Here is a 19,905-nt window from a genome sequence, read left to right as displayed (position 1 = left end):
CGCATTGAGGACGGGTGAGAGACGCGAGCCAGGAGGGGTGGATGCGCGGACACGACGAGTTGGCGTTCGAGGAGTACGCGGCGGCGAGGGGAAGACAGCTGTACCGGACGGCGTACCTGCTGTGCGGGAACCGGCACCGGGCCGAGGACCTGGTGCAGGCGACGCTCGCAAAGCTGTTCGCGCACTGGCGGCGGGCGTCCCGGATGGAGAACCTCGACGCCTACGCCCGCACCGTACTGACCCGCACCTTTCTCGCGGAGCAGCGCAAGTGGTCGGTGGCCCGCCGGCTCGGGGCGCTCGCGGGGTCGCCCGAGGTGTCCCCGCACGCGGACTCCGACCTGCGGGTGACACTGCTGAACGCGCTGGCCGAACTCCCTGCGCGGGCCCGGGCGATGGTCGTCCTGCGCTACTGGGAGGACCTGAGCGTGGAGACCGTGGCCGACCTCCTCGGTTGCAGCACCGGCACCGTCAAGAGCCAGTGCTCGCGTGCGCTGGCCCGGCTCCGCGAACAGCTCGGCGAACCGAGCCCGTACACACCCGCATGAGCGCCCCCGTGGATTCGGATCGAGACCGTGAAGGAGTGCACCACCATGCATGACCAGGCGCCGGAGGCGCTCTTCGTCAAAGAGGCGATGGACCGGGTCACGGACGACCTGGCCGAGCCGATCGGGTTGACCGCCCGGGCGGTGCGGGACGGACGCCGGCGGCGGCTGCGGTCGCGGCTGGCGATCGGCGGGGCGGCCGCGTGCACGGCGGCCCTGGCGGTGACGGGGCTGGCGGCCGTCCTGCCCGGCACCGGGAACGGCACGGGTCCCGTCGGCGCCCAGGTGGGGGGCGCGCCGCCGCGGGTCTTCCCGACCGCCACGCTCACCCCCACCGTCGCCCCCACCGCGCCGCCGACCCCGCAGAGCGAGGCCGAACGGCTCCGGATCGAGGCGTACCGGCAGGCGACGGCGGGGGTGCTGCAGGACCTGCTGCCGCCGGAGATCGGGCAGATCCGGCTGGTGTCCGACGACGTGTCGGGCTACCTGGCGACGTCCTCGCACGGCGAGCACTTCATCCGGTTCTCCGTGGCTCCCGCCCAGGCCGGCTCGGGGCAGAGGCTCTGCCTGCCGGCCGGCCTGGAGACGAAGGGGACGTGCCTGGTGATGGAGCTGTCGGACGGTACGCCGGTCACCCTGCGGGTGATGCCCGAGGGCGACGGCACGGTGACGGCCACCTCCGCGACCTTCCACTTCGGCAACAGCGATGTGTCCATCTTCATCAACCCCGATGACCGCGCCAGTAGTTCGGCACCGGTGACGGACAAGCAGCTCGCGCATTTCGTCGCCGAACCCCGGGTCCTGGACCTGATCCGACAGGCCGACCAGCACCCCGTACAGGCACCGCAGATCTCCCACAACGAAGGAGAGAACCAGTGAAGCGACGCACCGCCCTGACCACCCTTCTGCTGACCGGCACCCTGCTCGCGACCGCCGCGCCGGCCGGCGCACAGGACACCGGCGCCGACCACCCGAGGGCGCGGGCCTGGGTCTCGAACGACTTCCCGGCCGGCAACGCCAACCTCCAGGAGGCGGCCCGGACCGACGGCCGCACCGCGTGGGCGGTCGGCTTCCGGATGTTCGGCGAGGGCAAGGGCAGGTCCACCGAGCCGGTGGCCTTCACCCGCAGCGGCGCCGACGCGGCCTGGCGCGAACTCCCCCTCCCCGACGGCCTGAACGCCCGCACCGTCGGTGACGACGGCACCGGCGCTACCTGGGTGACCGGCCTCAAGACCACCCCCGAGGGCGGCATCCCGACCGGCCGCTACCAGGACGGACGCTGGCAGGTGCAGAACGCGCCCGCCCCCGAGCACACCTTCGCGGCCGGGTTCGGCGGCGTCGCGGCGGCCGGCGGCCCGAACGACGCGTGGGGCGTCGGCTACTACCAGCCGGACGACCACCTGACCTTCCTCGGCCTGATCGAGCACTGGAACGGAACGTCCTGGGAGCGGGTGGCGGCCCCCGAACTCGACACCGACTACTGGACGCTCAACGCGGTGACCGCCACCGGCCCCTCCGACGTCTGGGCCGCCGGCACCATCGGCACCCCCGAAGGCTGGCCGCGTCCCCTGCTGCTGCACTACGACGGCCGCGGCTGGCAGCGGGTCTCCTCCCCCGACCTGGACTCCCGCTACGGCGAACTCACCCAGCTGGTCGCGGTGGGCCCGCACAACATCTGGGCGTCCGGCACCGAGGAGGGCCCGGACCGCAACCCCCGGACCCTCGTCGCCCACTACGACGGCACCGGCTGGACCCACCAGGACACCGGCATCGGCGCCGGCCACCTGCACGGCCTCACCCGAACCCGGGCCGGCGTGGCCGTGGTCGGCGAGACCTCCCGCAACGGTGTCTACCAGCCGATCGGCGCCCAGCTGACGCCCAGCGGCTGGCAGCCGCTCGACCTCCCGCAGAGCACCACCGCCGGCGGCCGCATGCCCCGCAGCATCATGGACACCGGGGGCCGGCTGACCGTCGTCGGCGACGACGTCCCCGGCAAGGACGCGAACGGCGAACGGCTGCCGTCGGTGCCCTTCTCCGTAACCCGCTGACCCGCTGAACCGCTGACCCGCTGAACCGTCACCGGCACGAAACCGCCGTCCCGCCGATGGGCAACTGCCCCGGCGGGACGGCGTGTTGGGTCTGTCCGGAAAGCTGTGCCGGCAGGTCAGGCGAGAGCGAGGCTGATCTGGTCGCCGAAGACCACCCAGTGCTGGCCCTTGTCGTTGACGTCGCACGGCTTGGTGGAGATGTTCGGGGTTCCCCAGGCGTTGGCGAGGCAGTAGCCGGGGGCGAGGGTGAGCGAGATCTGCTGGCCCGCGATGGTCCAGTACTGGCCCGGGTCGCCCGAGGCGCACGGCTTGGTGGAGATGTCCGGGGCGCCCCACTTGTTGGCGAGACAGTAGGCGCGCGCATTGGTGAGGGAGATCTGTTCGCCCGTGACGGTCCAGTGCTGGCCCTGGTCGTTGCCGTCGCACGGCTTGGTGCCGACGTTCGGGGTGTTCCACGCGTTGGCGAGGCAGTAGGTGCCGGGGGTGCGCGTGGTCGCGTGGCTGGTGTCGGCCGCTCCGGCGCCGCCGGTCGGCAGGAGGGAGGCGGCCAGCCCCATCGTGGCAATGGCGAGCGTCTTGCGGAAAGCGAGGGCCATGAGGCGTTTCCGTTCTGTGCGCAAGGCCGCACGATTCCCCTGCGGCCATGAGGTGCTTTCTCGGCCCGGTCCCGAGCGCAGGGCAATTCCTAGCACCGGGCGACCACGAACCAGCGGCAGTGCGCGCCGCATTCATCCGAATGGGCAGCACCGGAGCAGTCCGGCGAATTCACTGCCCACGGGGCGCGATTCGTAGGCTGGGCCCCGCAAGGACACCGCGAGAGAGGGAGGAACGGCAATGGCGACGATCCATCAGACCACCATGAACCCGGGCAAGTTGGACCTGCTGGCCGACTGGCTGCCGAAGCAGGACTGGTACCGCCCCGGCGGTGGCACGCTGGAACGGGCCGGCGGATTCCGGCTGGACGACCCGGCGGGCGAGGTCGGCATCGAGTTGATGGTGGTGACGGACGGTCAGGCCTCCTACCTGGTGCCGATGGCCTACCGGGGCGCACCGCTGGACGGGGCGCCCGAGGGCGCGCTGATCGGGACCGCCGAACACGGCGTACTCGGCACCCGCTGGTTCTACGACGGCGAGCAGGACCCGGTGGTCCGCGCCCAGTTGACCGAACTGCTGCACGGACGGGCGGTACCGCAGAAGCAGAGCGAGAGCGACGCGGTGGACGACACGGTGACGGTGGCGGCCGTCGACGGCGAGGTGGCGGTGACGCTGCGCCGGGAACTGCGGCCCACCGGAGAGCCCGCGCCGGGCGAGGTGGTCGCCGGATACACCGCGCCGGACGGGTCGGCGGCCCGCGCGGTGTACCTGACGGCCGGTCGCTGACCCGGGTCTGTCCGGTCGGTCTCGGCGCGCCCGGCGAGACCGACCGGACGGGCCCCGGACGTCAGAGCCGGGCGTAGAGCGCGGCCGCGTCGTCGTGGGCCTTGCCGCGGGGCCAGCGGACGCAGTCGGCGTCGGTGCGCTCCGCGGTGCGGACCTGGGCGATCAGTTCGGCGGGGCCGGCCTCGGCGAGCAGTCGGACGGCGTCGGCCCAACTGCCCAGCCCCAGGCGCTCGGTGAAGCGGGCGGCGCCGTCCGACAGGGCGGCCACCCCGTGCAGGTCGGCGCGGCCGACCACGCCGGTCTCGGCGTGCTGGGCGGCCTGCGGGGTGGCGGCGGCGATCCACGGCCCGTGGCCGCTGTTGCGCGCGGCGCGGACGGCGATCGCGTACCGCAGGTAGAGCTCGGCGCGTTCGGCGGTGCCGGGAACGGTCGACCAGACCTGGCGGCGCAGTTCCTCGCCGCCGTGGAAGCGCTGGTTGTCGCCGATCACCCGGGGCGGGCCGGCCTTGGGGTGCAGCACCAGCAGGGAGTCGCCGAGCGCCAGGTACTCCAGCGCGTCGCCGCGCAGCCGGGCGGCGACCACCATCGCGGCGGGCGTGTTGGGGTTGGCCAGGTCGCAGCTGTCGCCGTGCAGGGCGGCGGTGTCGGCGATGGCGTCGGACAGGCAGTCGGCGATGTCCCGGTCGGGGTGGCCGGTGAGCCGGGCGACCAGGTGCGCGCCGAGGCGGCGCACGTACCAGGGGATGCCGTGGCCGCAGCCGGAGTCCAGGGTGTCCGGGGCGCTGGAGCCGTCCAGCAGCACCAGAACCTCCGGGGTGGCCACCACGAAGTCCTCGCAGGCCCGGTCCGGGCGGCGCGCGTCGACTGCCAGCTGTACCCGCATGCTTCTCAGTCTGCGTCGGCCACCCGTCGTTCGAACAGGGGCTGTTCGACCCTTCCGTTCGGCCTCCCGCACGGCGATTCGGACATAATTGGGTGAAATATGGCAACTCGCCGAGGCTTCGCGACAGGAGAGTCCCATGGTCTGGCAGTTCTTCGTACTGGTGATCGCCTCGTTCGGCTTCCCGACCCTCGCCCTGCTGTTCATGATGGGCGGCCTGCAGTACCGCGACGAGCGGCAGCCCCACCACCTCGGCAGGGCGCACCGGGACTGACCGACCCCGGTGTCGGCCGACAGCGGCCCCGGTCGGCATGGGAGGGTGTGCTGCAGCACACCCCACTCCCGTCCAGGAGGTCCCGAAATGAGCAGCGACACCGCCCCGGCAGCCGAGCCCGCGCCGGAGGCCACCACCGACGCCACCGCCGACACCGCCGCCGAGGCACCCGTCCAGGACGACCAGAAGGCCAAGTTCCTGGCCGCGCTGCAGCGCAAGGGCGGCAACAGCCGGGGCGCCGGCGGCGGCCCCGGCGGCGACTCGAAGATCCACGGCACCACCGGCGCGGCCGGCGGCAAGCGCACCTTCCGCCGCAAGAGCGGCGGCTGAGCGCCCCTCGGACCCCAGTAGGAACGGCCGGCCCCGCACCCGGGGCCGGCCGTTCGGCGTCTCATCCGGCAGATCAGTCGGTGTGTTCGTCCGGAAAGTACGGCGTCTCGCGGAGGAACAGCGCCCCGCAGGTGTGGCAGTTGTGGTCGGGGTCGAGGGTCCAGCGGGTGGCGTCCTGGACGGGGGCGGCGGTGTCGAGCGTCTTGCCGCACAGGGCGGTGACGTCCGCGTTGCGGACGATGTGCCAGCTGACCACGGAGTCCGTGGCGCCGCCGGTGCCGGTCTCGGCGCGCATCTGATGCATCATGATCACCATCGTCCGCCGACCGGACATACCCGGCAATTCGCGCGACCGGTCAGGGCTGCGCCGGGGGCTCCGAGAACACCTCGCGGACCTCGATCGGCATGTTCATCGGCTTGCCGTCGTGGCCCGGCGCGGCAGACAGCGCGGCGGCGATCTCCAGCACCCGGGCGTCGCTCGCGCAGTCGACGATCCACCAGCCGAACAGGAACTCCTTGTCCGCCGGGAACGGCCCCTCGGCGACGGACGGCCCGCCGTCGCCGGCCCGGACGATCCGCGCGGTGTCGGGCATCGCCAGGCCCTGGGCCTCGACGAGTTCGCCGCTGGCGGTGAGCTCGGCGACCGAGCGGCGCATGAAGGCGATGTGGGCGGCGGTCGCCGCCGGGTCCCAGGAGGGGATCGGCGGAACGTCGGTGTCCGACTGGCTGAAGTGCATCTGCAGCATGTGCGTCACGGCGGACGGCTCCTCTCGGTGCGGGCGGTCTCGTCCCATCGTTCCGGAGACGGAGCCGCAGCCCGGTTCTCGACATTGCGTCCCAGGGAGCGCCCGAGCCGCTGACCGGCGGGTTTCGGGCGAAGAGGGTGAGGAGGGTGGGGAGAACGTCCGGTGGGCCGTCAGGAAGCGGTGCGCAGCAGCGGGGCGCTGAGGATCTTGTCGAAGCTGACGGTGGCGCCGCGCTGCGGGTGGGTGCGGAGCTGGACGTGGTCCGCGAGGGCGTGGATGAGGAACAGGCCGCGGCCGGACTCGGCGGTCAGGTCGGGCAGCACGCCGGGGTCGGTGGCCGGCAGGGCGGGGCGCAGCGCGGGCAGCACGTGGGTGTCGTAGGGGGCGGCGGGCCGGTCGGCGGCGGGGCTGCGGGTGGCCAGTACCCGGGCGGGGACGGAGGCGCGGCCCCGGCGGGTGCGGCAGCGCGGCGCGGGGCGGTCGGCGGGCCGTTCGGTGGACGAGCGTTCGGTGGACGAGCGTTCGGCGGCGGGACGGCGGCGCGGGCCCGGGCGGGAGGCGGTGGGTGCGACCGGGGACTGGCCGGTGTTGGCGACCTCGATCCGCAGGCGGTCGCCGCTGAGCGCGGCGGTGACCTGGAAGGTGTCCCCGAAGTGGCCGGGCCCGGCGTGTTCGACCGCGTTGGCGCAGGCCTCGGTGAGGGCGAGGCCGAGGTCGAAGGCGTCCTGCGGGTCGACTCCGGCGGAGTCCATGGCGCCGAGCAGGATGCGGCGGGCGAGCGGCACGCTGGCCGGGTCGCGCTTGAGGTGCAGAGTCCACCAGATGTCCACGGGAGATCCCTCCTGGCTGCGGCTCCACATACAACTAGCTATCTCCTCGACGGCGCGCGGCGAACCGTCCGCACTCGCCGGTACCGCCCGTTCGGCGGATGGACTGCCCCTGCCGGGTGTGCCGATCGGCGCGTGGGCGGGTGCGTGCGCCGGTCGGGTTCGCGCCATTCCCGGCGGGTTCCGGGGCCTGCCCCGGGAGCGGCTGTAGGCGGTGAGATGATGGCTCGGCCATGACTGACCCGACCGCCGCCGCCCGCCGGGGCTCCGCCCTGCCCGCGGCACGGGTCTCAACGGCTGCCTGGGATCTGCGGGTGCTGCGCGCGGTGCCGTTCGCGCTGGTGTGCACGCTGGTGGCGGCCTTCGGGCACGCCCGGGCGGGCGGTGCGGTGGCGCCGGACACGCTGGCGGCGGGTTTCGCCGCGGTGTGCGCGGCGGCGGCGCTGCTCGGCGGGCGGGAGCGCTCGCTGGGGGCGATCGCGGCGGCGCTGGGCGCCGGACAACTGGGTCTGCACCTGCTGTTCCACCGGTTCGGCGACGGTCTGGGCGGCGGCATGGCGATGCCGCACGCGTCGATGGCCGGAAACGGCGGGCCCGACGCCCTGGTGTCCGTGGCGGGCCGGCTGCTGTGCAACGACACCCCCGGCGACGGCCTGACGGTCGTCCCGGCGACCACCACGGCGGACCAGGTGGTGAGCGCCGCGGGCCTGGACCCGCAGGCGTACGCGACGGCGATGCCGCACGCGGCGGGCTGGCTGGGGCTGACGCCCGGCATGGTGCTGGCCCACCTGGCGGCGGCGGTGGTCGCGGGCTGGTGGCTGCGGCGCGGCGAGGCCGCGCTGTGGCGGCTGGTGCGGACGGTGGCGCTGACCGCCCGCGAGTGGGCGGCGCCGCTGCGGACGGCGGTGGCGCTGCTGGTGGCGCTGCTGGTGGACGGGCCGCGCCCGGTGCGGGCGCGGCGGAGTGGACGGCCGGAGGACTGGCGGCTGCCGGTGGCGGCGGCACTGCGGCACTGCGTGCTGCGCAGGGGACCACCCGCGGTGGCGTTCGCGCGCTGAGCCGGGCCAGGAGGCCGGGGTTCGGGCGCGCATCGCTGCCTGCCGCCGTGCCCGCTTCGTGAGCGGGGCGGTCGGGTCCCCTCTTCCCGTTGTCCCCACGTGGCCCGCGCGTTGTCGCGTGGCCTCTTCCTCCCCAGGAGTCCCCTGATGCGTTCGCTTTCCGCCCGTACCGCCCGTCGTTCCGTCGGCGCGCTCGTGGTGGCGGCCGGTGCTCTGCTGGCGTCCGCCGTTCCCGCCTCCGCGCACGTGTCCGTCCAGCCGGGCAGCGCCCAGCAGGGCGGGTACACGGCCGTGGCGTTCCGGGTGCCGAACGAGAGCGACACCGCTTCCACCGTGAAGCTGGAGATCAACCTGCCGCTGGACCACCCGATGGCGTCGGTGCGCACCCAGCCGCTGCCGGGGTGGACGGCCAGCCTGGAGAAGTCGAAGCTCGACAAGCCGCTGGACTCGCACGGCCAGCAGATCACCGAGGCCGTCTCCAAGATCACCTGGACCGCCGACGCGGGCACCAAGATCGCCCCCGGGCAGTACCAGGAGTTCAACGTCTCGCTGGGCGCGCTGCCCACCGACACCGACAAGCTGACCTTCAAGGCGCTCCAGACCTACGACAACGGCGACGTGGTCCGCTGGATCGAGGACAGCAAGGACGGGCAGCCGGAGCCGGCCAAGCCCGCCCCCGTGCTCAGCCTGACCAAGGCCGCCGCGGCCGGCGACCACCACTCGACGGACACCACCACGAAGCAGGACGCCGCCCCCGCCGCGAAGTCCTCCGACTCCACCGCCCGCACCCTGGGCGTGGTCGGCATCGTGGTCGGCGTGATCGGCGCGGCGCTCGGCGTGGCCGGGCTGCGCCGCCGCTCCGCGAACTGACCCCGCCGGGCGGGGCCGCACCCCGCGGCCCCGCCCGGTCCTCACCCTTCCGCACCGCCTCTTGTCCGCCTTCCCGCACCGCTCTCCCGCACCGCTCTCCCGCACCGCCTACCTGCACGGCCCACCTGCACGGAACGGAAAGTCCCTTGGCACCCCTCCGCAGCACCCGCCCCCGGCTTCTGACGGCCACCGCCCTCGTCCTCGGCGCCTCGCTCGCGCTGTCCGCCTGTTCCTCGTCCTCCTCGGGCGGCGGGGAGGGCAACGGGGTGGCGAAGGTCAGCAAGCAGGCCTCGACCAGCCAGTACCAGGGCACCGCGCTCAGCAAGCACTTCGACAAGCCCGACCTGGTGCTGAACGACACCTCCGGGCAGCCGTACGACCTGAAGGCGCGCACCGCCGGGCGAACCGTGCTGCTGTTCTTCGGCTACACCAGCTGCCCGGACGTCTGCCCGACCACCATGGGCGACATCGGGGTGGCGATGTCCAAGCTGACGCCGGAGGAGCGGCAGAAGATCGACATCGTGTTCGTCTCCACCGACCCGCAGCGCGACACCCCGCAGGTGCTGCGGACCTGGCTGGACTCGATGGGCAAGGACTTCATCGGGCTGACCGGCGACCTGGCGCAGGTGAAGGCCGCCGCCAAGCCGCTCGGCATCATGGTCGAGGACCCGGTGGTCGCCGCGAACGGCTCGGTGACCTCCACGCACGGCGCGCAGGTGCTGGCGTTCCTGCCGACCGACGACAAGGCACACCTGCTGTACATGGCCGGCACCTCGGTGGACACCTACCGGCACGACCTGGAGCTGCTCGCCAAGGGGGTGGCGGTGTGAGCCGCGCGTTCCGCCGCACCGCGCTGATCGGGGCCGGCCTGGCGACCGCCCTGGCCGCGGGCACCGTGGTGGTGGCCTGCCAGTCCTCGGGCTCCGACGGCGCCTCCGCCGCGCCGCCGCAGCTGTCGGTGGCCGACCCGTACATACCGCTGCCGGCCACCCCCGGCGGGATGGGCGCGGGCTACCTGACGGTGCGCAACGACGGCGGTGCGGACCGGCTGGTGAAGGTGACCAGCCCGAGCGCCGGATCGGTGACCATGCACCGCTCCACCGAGAAGACCATGGAGGAGGTCGGCGAGCTGACGGTGCCCGCGCACGGCACCCTGGACCTGGCCCGCGGCGGCACCCACCTGATGATCATGGACTGGGCGAAGCAGCCGGCCCTCGGCGACGAACTGGAACTGGACCTGGAGTTCGCCAAGGCGGGCACCGTCGTGGTCAAGATTCCGGTGAAGCCACTGACGTACCGTCCGGGAAGTTAGGGTCCCGGCGATGGCAGCAGACGGCACGGTGACGAGAAGAGGCGCACAGGTGATCACGGCGGCGAAACGGCGGCGGCTGGGCGCCCTGCTGGCGGTGCTGGTGGCGGCACTCGCCCTGGTGCTCGGCGGGGCGACGGCGGCGTCCGCGCACGCCACCCTGGAGAGCACCGACCCGGCGCAGGGCTCGGTGGTCCCGACCGCGCCCGCCGCGGTCACGCTGCGCTTCAGCGAAGGCGTGTCGCTGTCCGCGGACTCGGTGCGGGTGCTCGACCCGAAGGGCACCGCCGTCGACGACGGCAAGCCCGACCATGTGGACGGCAAGGCCGCCACCGCCCGGGTGACGCTCCGCCAGGGGCTCGGCAACGGCACCTACACGGTGGCGTGGCGGGCCGTCTCGGAGGACTCCCACCCGATCGGCGGTGCGTTCACTTTCTCCATCGGCGCGGCCTCCGACACCACCGTGAACGCCGCCGCCGTCCAGGGCGCCAAGGCCGACGGCGCGGTGGGCTTCGCCTACGGCACCGCCCGCACCGTCGCCTACGGCGCGTTCGCACTGCTGGCCGGCGCCGCCGCGTTCGTGATCCTGATCTGGCCCGCCGGCGCGGCCGTGCGCGGCGTGCAGCGGCTGCTGATGAGCGGCTGGGTCGCGCTGCTGCTGTCCACCGTCGCCGTGCTGATGCTGCGCGGCCCCTACGAACGCGGCACCGGCCTCGGCCAGGCCTTCGACCTGTCGCTGGTCCGCGCCACCCTGGACGAGCGGATCGGCACCGCACTCGCCGCCCGCCTGCTGCTGCTCGCCGCCGCCGGTGTCTTCCTCTCGCTGCTGGTCGGCCAACTCGGCCTCCAGCCGAAGCCGCCGGCGCCCGCGCCCGCGCCGGGATCCCTGCCGGACTCCACGCCGGGCTCCGTAACGGGCTCCGTAACGGGCTCCGCGCCGGGCTCCGCGCCGGGCTCCGCGCCGAACGAGGACGATGACGCGGAGGAGGCGGAGCTGCGCCAGCTGGAGCGGGCCGCCTCCGAGCGCCCGCAACGCGACACCCGGCTCGCGCTGGGACTGGCCGGGCTCGCCCTGGCCATCGCGCTGTCGGCGACCTGGGTCGGCGCCGACCACTCCTCGGTCGGCATCCAGGTCCCGCTGGCCCTGCCGCTCGCCTCGCTGCACCTGCTCGCCATGGCCGGCTGGCTCGGCGGCCTCGCCGTACTCGTCACCGGTCTGCGCCACGGCCTGCCCGCCACCGCCGTCGAACGCTTCTCCAAGCTGGCGTTCTGGCTGGTCGCGGTACTGGCCGGCACCGGCGTCTACCAGTCCTGGCGCGGCCTGGGCAGCTGGGGCGCGCTGGTGGACACCGAGTACGGGCGGCTGCTGCTGCTCAAGGTCGGCTGCGTGGCGTCGATGCTCGGCGTCGCCTGGATCTCGCGTTCCTGGACGGCGCGGCTGCGCGGTGCGGACGAGAGGGCTGCGGCGTCGGGTGCCGCCGGCGGCGAGACCGCGCCCGCGGAGGCTGTCTCCGCGCAGATCGTGTCCGATGTGATCACAAGTGATCAGGGCCCCGAGTTCATCCCTGCGGAGACTATCTCCGCGCAGACCATCTCGGGCGTGACCGAAGTTGATTCGGGCGCGATCACAAGCGATCAGGCGCCCGAGTTCATCCCTGCAGAGACTATCTCCGCGCAGACCATCTCGACCCACGCAGCCCCGGACACGACCGACGCAGCCCCGAACACGACCGACGCAGCCCCGAACACGACCGCCGGAACCCCCACCCCCGGAGAGACGCAGGCCGCCACCGACGACACCGACGCCGAGCGCGCCGCGCAGCTCGCCCGCCAGCAGGCGGTGCTGGCGAAGGCGCACCGGCGGCGTGCGGCCGAGGGTTCGCCGGTGCGGGCGGGGCTGCGGCGCAGTGTGGTGGTCGAGACGAGCGTCGCCGCCCTGGTTCTGGTGGTCACCACGATGCTTACCAACTCGCCGCCCGGGCGGGTCGCGCAGGCGATTGCCGCGCAGCCCGGGGCGGGTGGGGGCGCTCCGGTGGCGGGGGCGTCCGCGGTGCCCGGCAAGACGCAGGAGTTGAAGCTGCCGTACGACACCGGCGGCCGCACTCCGAACGCCAAGGGCACGGCCACCATCACCGTCAACCCGGTCGGGACGGGGCCGAATGCGGTCACGCTCAAGCTGACCGACGGCGCGGGAAAGCCGGTCGAGGTTCCCGAGTTGCAGTTGGCGTTCACGCTTCCCGACCGTGACCTCGGTCCGCTGCCCGTCACGCTCCAGGCCGAGGGCACGGGTGCGTGGAGCGGGACCGCGCAGTTGCCGCTGGCCGGGCAGTGGGTGGTTTCGGTGACCGTCCGGTCGTCCGACATCGACCAGGTGACGGCCACCCAGCAGCTGAAGGTGGGCCAGTGACGGAGATAGCGGGACTCTCCCGGCGGGCCGTGCTCGGTGGGACCGGGGCGGGGTTGGCCGTGGGCGCCGTCGGCGGGGCGTGGGGCGGGCGGGCGTCGGCGCGGGAGAAGAAGACGCTGCCGGGGAGCGCCCGGGTGGCGTTCCACGGCCCCAGGCAGGGCGGCATCGTGGAGCCCGGGCAGGCCCGGGTGGAGTGGGTGGCGTTCGACCTGGCGGCCGGGGCCGGGCGGGACCGGGTGGCGGGCCTGCTGCGGGACTGGTCGGCGGCCGCGGCCCGGATGGCCGTCGGCGAGCCGGGCTGGGACGGCGGAAGCGGGATCGCGCTGGACGCGGGCCCGAACGCGCTGACCGTCACTTTCGGCTTCGGCGCGAGCCTGTTCGACAAGCTGGGCCTGGCCGACCGTCGCCCACCCGCGCTGGCCGCGCTGCCCGCGTTCCCCGGCGACGCGCTCGACCCGGCACGCTCCGACGGCGACCTGTGGGTGCAGATCGGCGCGGACGACGCGCTGGTCGCGGTGCACGCGCTGCGGGTGCTGCGCCGGCTGGCCACGGGGGTGGCCGTGCCGCGCTGGCAGATGTCGGGCTTCGGCCGCACGCCGGGTGCGACCGCGCGCCCGATGACCGGCCGCAACCTGATGGGCCAGGTCGACGGCACCAACAACCCGCGCCCGCAGGACGCCGACTTCGCCGCGAAGGTGTTCGCCACCGGCCCCGACTGGATGGCCGGCGGCAGCTACGTGGTGCTGCGCCGGATCCGGATGCTGCTGGACGACTGGGAGTCGCTGCCGACGGACCGTCAGGAACGCCTGGTGGGACGCCGCAAGAGCGACGGCGCCCCGCTGTCGGGCGGCCCGGACGCCGGCGAGCGCACCCCCGTCGACCTGGCGGCGACCGCCCCGGACAGCACCCTGGCGATCGCCCCGGACGCGCACGTCCGGGTGGCGGCGCCCGACTCCAACGGCGGGGCGGCGATGCTGCGCCGCGGGTTCTCGTTCCACGACGGTCTGCTGGCCGACGGCTCGCCCGACGCGGGTCTGCTGTTCGCCGCGTTCCAGGCCGATCCGGCGCGCGGCTTCGTCCCGGTGCAGCAGCGGCTGGCGCGCGGCGACGGCCTGTCGCGGTTCCTGCGGCACGAGGCGGGCGCGCTGTTCGCGGTGCCGCCGGGCGCGCCGGAGGGCGGGTACGTGGGGCAGCCGCTGCTGGAGGGCTGACCGCGCACCGTCGCACGGCCGTTCGGCCCGGCTGCCCGGCCGTCGGACGGCGGCACGGCGGGGCCGCGGAAGTGGCTAAGGTGGCAGACCGAGCCCTGTGGGCCCGTGGAAGCTCGCATCTCGCAGTTCGCATCACGCTGTTCGTTCGGAGGCGGTCATGTCGGCGACCCGTTACACCTATCTCGGGCCCGCGGGCACCTTCACGGAGGCCGCGCTGCGCACCCTGCCGGAGGCGGGGACGCGGGAGCTGACGCCGGTGGCGTCGGTGGCGGCGGCACTGGACGCGGTGCGGGCGGGCGAGGCCGCGGGCGCCATGGTGGCGATCGAGAACTCGGTGGACGGCGCGGTCACCACCACCAGCGACGAGCTGATCAACGGCAGCGCGCTGATGATCTACCGCGAGGTGCTGCTGCCGATCTCGTTCGGTCTGCTGGTCCGCCCGGGCACCGCGCTGGCCGACGTGAAGACCGTCACCGGGCACCCGGTGGCGCAGCCGCAGGTGCGGCACTGGCTGGCGGCGAACCTGCCGGACGCGCAGTGGGAGTCGGCGGCGTCGAACGCCGAGGGTGCCCGGCTGGTGCAGGACGGCCGGTACGACGCGGCGGTGGCGGGGGCGTTCGCCGCGGAGCTGTACGGGCTGCGGGTGCTGTCGGACGAGATCCAGGACGCGGCGGCGCCGACCACCCGGTTCGTGCTGGTGGGCCGGCCGGGGCGGGTGTCCTCGGCGACCGGCTGGGACAAGACGTCGATGGTGGTCTGGCTGCCGGAGGACCACCCGGGTGCGCTGCTGGAGCTGCTGCAGGAGTTCGCGGTGCGCGGGATCAACCTGATGCGGATCGAGTCCCGGCCGACCGGTGAGGGCATGGGCAGCTACTGCTTCCTGATCGACTGCGAGGGGCACCTGAGCGAGCGGCGGGTCAGCGAGGCGCTGATGGGTCTGAAGCGGATGTGCCCGCAGGTGCGTTTTCTCGGCTCGTACCCGCGCGCCGACCGGGGCACCGCTACCCCGCTCCGGCGGGGCACCTCGGACCTGGATTTCGCGAACGCCGCGGACTGGCTGTCCCGCTGCCTGGACGGCCGCGGCGAACTCTGACGCCCGACGGGCGGACTCCGACGCCCAACGGGCGGACTCCGACGCCCGACGGGCGGACTCCGATGCCCAACACCACGCCGCACCGCAAGAACGCGATTTCGGCCGGGGCGGGGCTGCACCGGGCCCCGTTCCGTTCATTTTCGACACGCCCGAACGTCACCTGCCCGGCCGACGGGTGTTCACCGACGGTGCTCCGGGGGCCGTCGGTGCGGGGTGCGGGGCGGGGTGGTTCATCCACAGGGCGGTGGCCGGCATCCACAGGGGCGGTTGTCCCCAGCTGCTGTGAAGTTATCCACAGGACGGGCCGGAGTCGACAAACCGGTAAAGACACCCCCAGGCCCGGTCAGATCATCAGCTAGGGGCATAGGGAGGACTAATCGGACCAGAGTCACCCCTGCGCCGACAAATCACCTGTGCGAGCGAGCGAATTCCCTCACTCGGGAAGCCGTATCGAGGTTTGAAACCTGGAAATGCTGGTTCGATGGCCCACGGACCATGGGTTTTCCCCTGTCCACAGGCTCAGGCGCACACCTGTGGATAACCGGACCTCGAAAGAGTTGTCCACCGAGGTTATCCACAGTTGGCGGGAGTTATCCCCAGCCCCCGGAGCGCTTGCCCACACCCCCCGCGCCGATGGCCGGGCACAGGATGCCAGATTTCCGGACAGAGTGCGACATACCCGCCCAAGCCCTGCGATGGCCGGAACCGGACCACCGGCCACCGGTAGGCTTGATCCGTGATCGACCTTCGCCTGCTCCGTGACGACCCGGACCGCGTACGTACCTCGCAGCGCTCCCGCGGAGAGGACGTCGACCTGGTCGACGCCCTGCTCTCCGCCGACGAACGCCGCCGCGCCGCCGGCACCCGATTCGACGAACTGCGCAGCGAGCAGAAGCAGCTGGGCAAGCAGGTCGCCGCCGCCAAGGGCGAGGAGAAGGCCGCCCTGCTGGCCCGCACCAAGGAGCTGGCCGCCGAGGTGAAGGCCGCCGACGCCGCGCAGAGCGAGGCGAAGGACGAGGCCGAGCGGCTGCAGCGCTCGCTGGCGAACCTGATCGACCCGGCCGCTCCGGTCGGTGGCGAGGAGGACTTCGTCACCCTGGAGGAGATCGGCACCCCCCGCGACTTCGCCGCCGAGGGCTTCGAGCCCCGCGACCACGTCGAACTCGGCCAGCTGCTCGGCGCGATCGACACCGAGCGCGGCGCGAAGGTGGCCGGTGCCCGCTCGTACTACCTGACCGGTCCGGGCGCGCTGCTCGAACTGGCCCTGGTCAACATGGCGATGGCGCAGGCCTCCGCGGCCGGCTTCACCCCGATGATCACCCCGGCGCTGGTCCGCCCCGCCGCGATGGACGGCACCGGCTTCCTCGGCCAGGCCGCCGAGAACGTCTACTACCTCGAGGACGACGACCGGTACCTGGTCGGCACCAGTGAAGTCCCGCTGGCCGCCTACCACATGGACGAGATCCTGGACGGCGACAAGCTGCCGCTGCGCTACGCCGGCTTCTCGTCCTGCTTCCGCCGCGAGGCCGGCACCTACGGCAAGGACACCCGCGGCATCATCCGGGTCCACCAGTTCGAGAAGGTGGAGATGTTCGTCTTCACCACCCCCGAGGACGCCGAGGCCGAGCACCGCCGCCTGCTCCAGTGGGAGAAGGACTTCCTGAACGCGCTGGAGCTGCCCTACCGGGTGATCGACGTCGCCTCCGGCGACCTCGGCGCGTCCGCCGCCCGCAAGTTCGACATCGAGGCGTGGATCCCCACCCAGGGCAAGTACCGCGAGGTCACCTCGACCTCCAACACCACCGAGTACCAGGCCCGCCGGCTCTCCATCCGGATGCGCGACAAGGACGGCGTCCGTCCGCTCGCCACCCTCAACGGCACCCTGGTCGCCGTCCCCCGGGTGATCGTCGCGCTGCTGGAGAACCACCAGCAGGCCGACGGCTCGGTGGTGCTGCCCGAGGCACTGCGGCCGTTCCTCGGCGGGAAGGCCGTCCTGGAGCCCGCGGCCAAGTAACCGCCTGCCCGTCCCGTCCGTCCCGTCGTCCCGGAGCACCTGGAGCACTTCGCGCATGAGCACCGACGCCCTGCCCTACCGGCTGGTCGCCACCGATCTCGACGGGACGCTGCTCACCGGCGCCGAGAACGTCTCCGCCCGCACCCGTGAGGCGCTGGGCGCCGTGACGGCGCTCGGGGCGCAGCACATCATCGTGACGGGCCGCTCGGCGGGCTGGACGAAGCCGGTGCTGGACGAGATCGGGTACACCGGGATAGCGGTCTGCGGGCAGGGCGCGCAGGTCTACGACGCGGGTGCGCACAAGCTGCTCACCTCGGTCACGCTGGACCGGCAGCTGGCGGCGCTGGCGCTGGCCAAGATCGAGGCCGAGGTGGGTCCGCTGGCGGTCGCCGCCAATCAGGACGGGCTGGACGGCGAGGTGGTGGCGGGGCCGGGTTACCGGCTGCGGATCGCCACCGGGTTGCCGGTGCGGCAGGTCGCGCCGGAGGAGTTGCTGGCCGCGCCGGTGAGCAAGCTGTACATCCAGCACCCGGAGTTGACGGACGATCAACTCGCCGAGGCGGCATGGTCGGTGGCGGGTCAGTTGGTGGGTGTGGTGATGGCGGGCGACGGCATCGTCGAGCTGCTTCCGCTGGGTCTGACGAAGGCGACCGGTCTGTCGCTGGCCGCGCGGCGGCTGGGTGTCACGGCGGCCGAGACCATCGCGTTCGGTGACATGCCCAATGACATACCGATGTTCCGGTGGGCCGCGCACGGGGTGGCGATGGGCAACGCGCACGAGCAGTTGCTGGCGGTGGCCGACGAGGTGACCGTCTCCAACGACGAGGACGGCGTCGCCGTGGTGCTGGACCGGGTGTTCGGCCTCAACGGCTGACGCCTCAGGAACGGCGAGAGCGCCACCGGCCGGGTGCCGGTGGCGCTTTCGTGTGCCGCGGGTCCGCCGGTCAGCCGTAGCTGACGTTGGCGCAGGGGTCGTCGTCGGCGGAGCGGGCGTCGTTGGTGACGCTGGTCGGCAGCGGGCCGGGGGCGGGAGTGTTGCCGCCGCCCTGGGCGCCGTCGCCGCCGGCGCTCGCGGCGTAGTCCTTGCCGAGGGTCACCGTGATGCCCGCGCCGGAGCCGGCTTCGACGGTGGCGCCGGGGAACTGCGAGGCGACGGCCTGCGCGTTGGCCTTCTGGCTCGCGCTGCCGTACTGGACCACGGTGGTGGCGTGGTTCTGGCTGGTGGCGTTGCCGGTGCTGGTGACGGTGAAGTTCGCGGCCTTCAGGGCGGTCGCGGCCTTGTTGCCGAGGCCCGAGGCGCCGCTGCCGTTGAGGACGGCGACCTTGATGCCGGCGCCGTTGGCGGGCGGGGCGGCCGGGGCGCTGGTGGACGGGGCAGCGGACTCGCTCGGGGCGGGGCTCTCGCCGGCGCCGGCGTCCTGGCCGTCGAGGGTGCGGTCGGCCTTGAGGGCGGCCCACAGCTGGTCGACCTCGGGGTGGTTGAGGCCGATCTTCTCCCCCTGGTAGTGCCAGGGGGTGGTGATGAACTTGATGTCGTGCAGGTCGATGTCCTTGAGGGACATCCCCAGGTCGAGCAGTTTGTCGACGCCGGCCAGGTCGGGGTCGACGGTGAGCGACTTGGTGGCGGCGTCGGCCAGCGGCAGCAGGTTGGTCGGGCTCATGCCCTTGGTCTTGACCGACTTGATGAGCTGGGACAGGAAGGCCTGCTGGCGTTTCATCCGGCCGACGTCGGAGTTGTCGCCGATGCCGTGGCGCAGGCGGACGTAGTCGAGGGCGGCCTGGCCCTCGACCTTCTGTATGCCCTTGGGGTAGATCTCCTTGCCGCCCTTCTTGGGCAGGTTGGGGTTGAGGTCGTAGTCGTGGATGGCGTTGGGCAGGCAGACCTCGACGCCGCCGACGGCCTTGGTCATCGCGGCGAAGCCCTCGAAGTTGACCACCATGGTGTGGTCGACGCGCAGGCCGGTCAGGGCTTCGACGGTGTTCTGGGTGCAGGCCGGGTTGCCCTGCTCGGTGCCGCCGACCGAGAAGGCGCCGTTGAACCTGACGTTGGTCTGCGGCTTGGTCCAGTTCTTGTTCGGCAGCAGGCACTTGGGGATGTCGACCACGGCATCGCGGGGGAACGAGACGCCGACGGCGTGCTTGTGGTCCGCGTAGACGTGCAGCAGGATCGTGGTGTCGGAGCGGGCGCCGCCCTCCTGACCGCCACCGAGGTCCTTGTTGGCGCCGTCGCGCGAGTCGGAGCCGATCAGCAGGATGTTCATCGGCCGGCGGCCCTGGGAGTCGGGCTCGGCGGCCGCGGGGCGGTCCTTGGCGATGCCCTCGCGGTCGAAGGCGGAGATGTTGCCGTTCAGGCGCCAGTAGAAGTAGCCGCCGGTGCCGACCACGACGAGGCTGGTGCCGACCAGCGACCAGATGATGATCTTCTTGGTGCGGCGGGGCTTGCGGCGCCCCTGGGCGGCCGCCGCCCGGCGGGAGCCGGCCCGGCCGCCGTGGCCGGAGCCGCCCGCCGATTCGGTCTCGGGCTCGGGCTCGGCGGCGGGGGCGGCGCGGCGGCCGGAGCGCGGCGGGGTGGCGGCGGAGCCGCGGCCCTGGGCTCGGCGGGACGCGGCGCGGCCGCCGGCGGCCGGCGCGTCGTCGTGGCTCGCCGCGCGGCGGCGCGGGACTCCGGTGGACGGCGCGTCGTCGCGACGGGGCGCGTCCTGCTGGTAGGTGCCACCTTGCGGCGGATCGTTCTCCCACCAGCCGGCATCCGCGTCGGACGCCCCCGCCCTCTGGCCTGCCATACGTACACCCTTCACCGGAGGCGGCCGTCGGGCGCCTCAGCAACCAGTCCGTCCGCTGGGCCGACGGATGAAGCTAGAGAGCGGAGCATATAAAGGGATCATTTCGAAAGTCACGGCCTGGGTCTCCACTCCG

The 19,905-nt window shown here is 73.3% G+C and carries 21 protein-coding genes; 15 read left to right on the top strand and 6 right to left on the bottom strand.

The annotated features are described in order from the left end of the window. The first annotated feature begins 41 nt into the window (after nucleotides 1-41). From ACIHEI_RS08495 to ACIHEI_RS08485, 3 genes are read left to right on the top strand one after another with little or no spacing between them, the layout of a single operon-like run. On the top strand, nucleotides 42-545 hold the full coding sequence (locus ACIHEI_RS08495) for a SigE family RNA polymerase sigma factor (RefSeq protein ID WP_396606096.1): 504 nt from the start codon (nucleotides 42-44) through the stop codon (nucleotides 543-545). 45 nt (nucleotides 546-590) lie between these two features. Continuing rightward, nucleotides 591-1,421 carry a hypothetical protein gene (locus ACIHEI_RS08490; RefSeq protein ID WP_396606095.1) on the top strand — a complete coding sequence of 277 codons (831 nt, stop codon included), beginning with the start codon at nucleotides 591-593 and terminating at the stop codon, nucleotides 1,419-1,421. Then, nucleotides 1,418-2,590: a hypothetical protein gene (locus ACIHEI_RS08485; protein ID WP_396606094.1), complete on the top strand. Its 1,173-nt coding sequence runs from the start codon at nucleotides 1,418-1,420 to the stop codon at nucleotides 2,588-2,590. The genes ACIHEI_RS08490 and ACIHEI_RS08485 overlap by 4 nt, the downstream gene beginning before the upstream one ends. Nucleotides 2,591-2,706: 116 nt before the next feature. On the opposite strand, the gene ACIHEI_RS08480 is transcribed toward ACIHEI_RS08485, so the two are convergent. After that, complete coding sequence (locus ACIHEI_RS08480) at nucleotides 2,707-3,186, bottom strand: ricin-type beta-trefoil lectin domain protein (protein WP_396606093.1); 480 nt, start codon at nucleotides 3,184-3,186, stop codon at nucleotides 2,707-2,709. A 238-nt stretch (nucleotides 3,187-3,424) separates the two neighbouring features. Here ACIHEI_RS08480 and ACIHEI_RS08475 point away from each other — a divergent pair, with 238 nt between their 5' ends. Further along, complete coding sequence (locus ACIHEI_RS08475) at nucleotides 3,425-3,970, top strand: 1,4-alpha-glucan branching protein (protein WP_396606092.1); 546 nt, start codon at nucleotides 3,425-3,427, stop codon at nucleotides 3,968-3,970. Between the two features lie 61 nt (nucleotides 3,971-4,031). Here the strand turns inward: ACIHEI_RS08475 and ACIHEI_RS08470 are convergent, their stop codons facing one another. Beyond that, entirely contained in the window at nucleotides 4,032-4,853 is an 822-nt protein-coding gene (locus ACIHEI_RS08470) for an integrase (protein ID WP_387640347.1), read from the bottom strand. A gap of 136 nt (nucleotides 4,854-4,989) precedes the next feature. Here ACIHEI_RS08470 and ACIHEI_RS08465 point away from each other — a divergent pair, with 136 nt between their 5' ends. Continuing rightward, nucleotides 4,990-5,124, top strand: coding sequence for a hypothetical protein (locus tag ACIHEI_RS08465; protein ID WP_387640344.1), 135 nt, complete (start codon nucleotides 4,990-4,992; stop codon nucleotides 5,122-5,124). Nucleotides 5,125-5,211: 87 nt separating this feature from the next. Further along, nucleotides 5,212-5,454: a DUF5302 domain-containing protein gene (locus tag ACIHEI_RS08460; RefSeq protein ID WP_387640342.1), complete on the top strand. Its 243-nt coding sequence runs from the start codon at nucleotides 5,212-5,214 to the stop codon at nucleotides 5,452-5,454. A 73-nt stretch (nucleotides 5,455-5,527) separates the two neighbouring features. Here the strand turns inward: ACIHEI_RS08460 and ACIHEI_RS08455 are convergent, their stop codons facing one another. From ACIHEI_RS08455 to ACIHEI_RS08445, 3 genes are all read right to left on the bottom strand, one after another. Beyond that, nucleotides 5,528-5,761 carry a hypothetical protein gene (locus ACIHEI_RS08455; protein ID WP_392953230.1) on the bottom strand — a complete coding sequence of 78 codons (234 nt, stop codon included), beginning with the start codon at nucleotides 5,759-5,761 and terminating at the stop codon, nucleotides 5,528-5,530. Between the two features lie 49 nt (nucleotides 5,762-5,810). Further along, the gene (locus ACIHEI_RS08450) at nucleotides 5,811-6,200 is read right to left on the bottom strand and encodes a YciI family protein (protein WP_387640727.1); all 390 of its coding nucleotides are present in this window, start codon (nucleotides 6,198-6,200) and stop codon (nucleotides 5,811-5,813) included. A gap of 170 nt (nucleotides 6,201-6,370) precedes the next feature. Then, nucleotides 6,371-7,030, bottom strand: a complete 660-nt coding sequence (locus tag ACIHEI_RS08445; protein WP_392953227.1) for an ATP-binding protein — start codon at nucleotides 7,028-7,030, stop codon at nucleotides 6,371-6,373. Nucleotides 7,031-7,260: 230 nt separating this feature from the next. Here ACIHEI_RS08445 and ACIHEI_RS08440 point away from each other — a divergent pair, with 230 nt between their 5' ends. The 9 genes from ACIHEI_RS08440 to ACIHEI_RS08400 all read left to right on the top strand — a co-directional run bounded on the left by ACIHEI_RS08440 (nucleotide 7,261) and on the right by ACIHEI_RS08400 (nucleotide 17,863). Beyond that, nucleotides 7,261-8,085, top strand: a complete 825-nt coding sequence (locus ACIHEI_RS08440; RefSeq protein WP_396606091.1) for a hypothetical protein — start codon at nucleotides 7,261-7,263, stop codon at nucleotides 8,083-8,085. 147 nt (nucleotides 8,086-8,232) lie between these two features. Further along, nucleotides 8,233-8,955 (top strand): YcnI family protein, encoded by a 723-nt coding sequence (locus ACIHEI_RS08435; RefSeq protein WP_392953221.1) that lies wholly within the window; start codon nucleotides 8,233-8,235, stop codon nucleotides 8,953-8,955. 146 nt (nucleotides 8,956-9,101) lie between these two features. After that, nucleotides 9,102-9,785 (top strand): SCO family protein, encoded by a 684-nt coding sequence (locus ACIHEI_RS08430; RefSeq protein WP_396606090.1) that lies wholly within the window; start codon nucleotides 9,102-9,104, stop codon nucleotides 9,783-9,785. Beyond that, nucleotides 9,782-10,267 (top strand): copper chaperone PCu(A)C, encoded by a 486-nt coding sequence (locus ACIHEI_RS08425; RefSeq protein ID WP_387640327.1) that lies wholly within the window; start codon nucleotides 9,782-9,784, stop codon nucleotides 10,265-10,267. Before ACIHEI_RS08430 ends, ACIHEI_RS08425 begins: the two co-directional genes overlap by 4 nt. A gap of 10 nt (nucleotides 10,268-10,277) precedes the next feature. Further along, entirely contained in the window at nucleotides 10,278-12,671 is a 2,394-nt protein-coding gene (locus tag ACIHEI_RS08420; protein ID WP_396606089.1) for a FixH family protein, read from the top strand. Between the two features lie 5 nt (nucleotides 12,672-12,676). Beyond that, complete coding sequence (efeB, locus tag ACIHEI_RS08415; protein ID WP_396606197.1) at nucleotides 12,677-13,882, top strand: iron uptake transporter deferrochelatase/peroxidase subunit; 1,206 nt, start codon at nucleotides 12,677-12,679, stop codon at nucleotides 13,880-13,882. A gap of 157 nt (nucleotides 13,883-14,039) precedes the next feature. Then, complete coding sequence (gene pheA / locus ACIHEI_RS08410; protein WP_392953213.1) at nucleotides 14,040-14,975, top strand: prephenate dehydratase; 936 nt, start codon at nucleotides 14,040-14,042, stop codon at nucleotides 14,973-14,975. 736 nt (nucleotides 14,976-15,711) lie between these two features. After that, entirely contained in the window at nucleotides 15,712-16,989 is a 1,278-nt protein-coding gene (gene serS / locus ACIHEI_RS08405) for a serine--tRNA ligase (protein ID WP_396606088.1), read from the top strand. Nucleotides 16,990-17,044: 55 nt separating this feature from the next. Further along, nucleotides 17,045-17,863: an HAD family hydrolase gene (locus ACIHEI_RS08400; protein WP_392953208.1), complete on the top strand. Its 819-nt coding sequence runs from the start codon at nucleotides 17,045-17,047 to the stop codon at nucleotides 17,861-17,863. 70 nt (nucleotides 17,864-17,933) lie between these two features. Here the strand turns inward: ACIHEI_RS08400 and ACIHEI_RS08395 are convergent, their stop codons facing one another. Next, a complete protein-coding gene (locus tag ACIHEI_RS08395) occupies nucleotides 17,934-19,772 on the bottom strand; it encodes an LCP family protein (protein WP_396606087.1) in 1,839 nt (612 codons plus the stop codon). Nucleotides 19,773-19,905: the final 133 nt, after the last annotated feature.

Source organism: Kitasatospora sp. NPDC051984 (genome assembly GCF_044593455.1).
Lineage (GTDB): Bacteria > Actinomycetota > Actinomycetes > Streptomycetales > Streptomycetaceae > Kitasatospora.
This window is presented reverse-complemented; position numbering and strand designations above follow the sequence as displayed.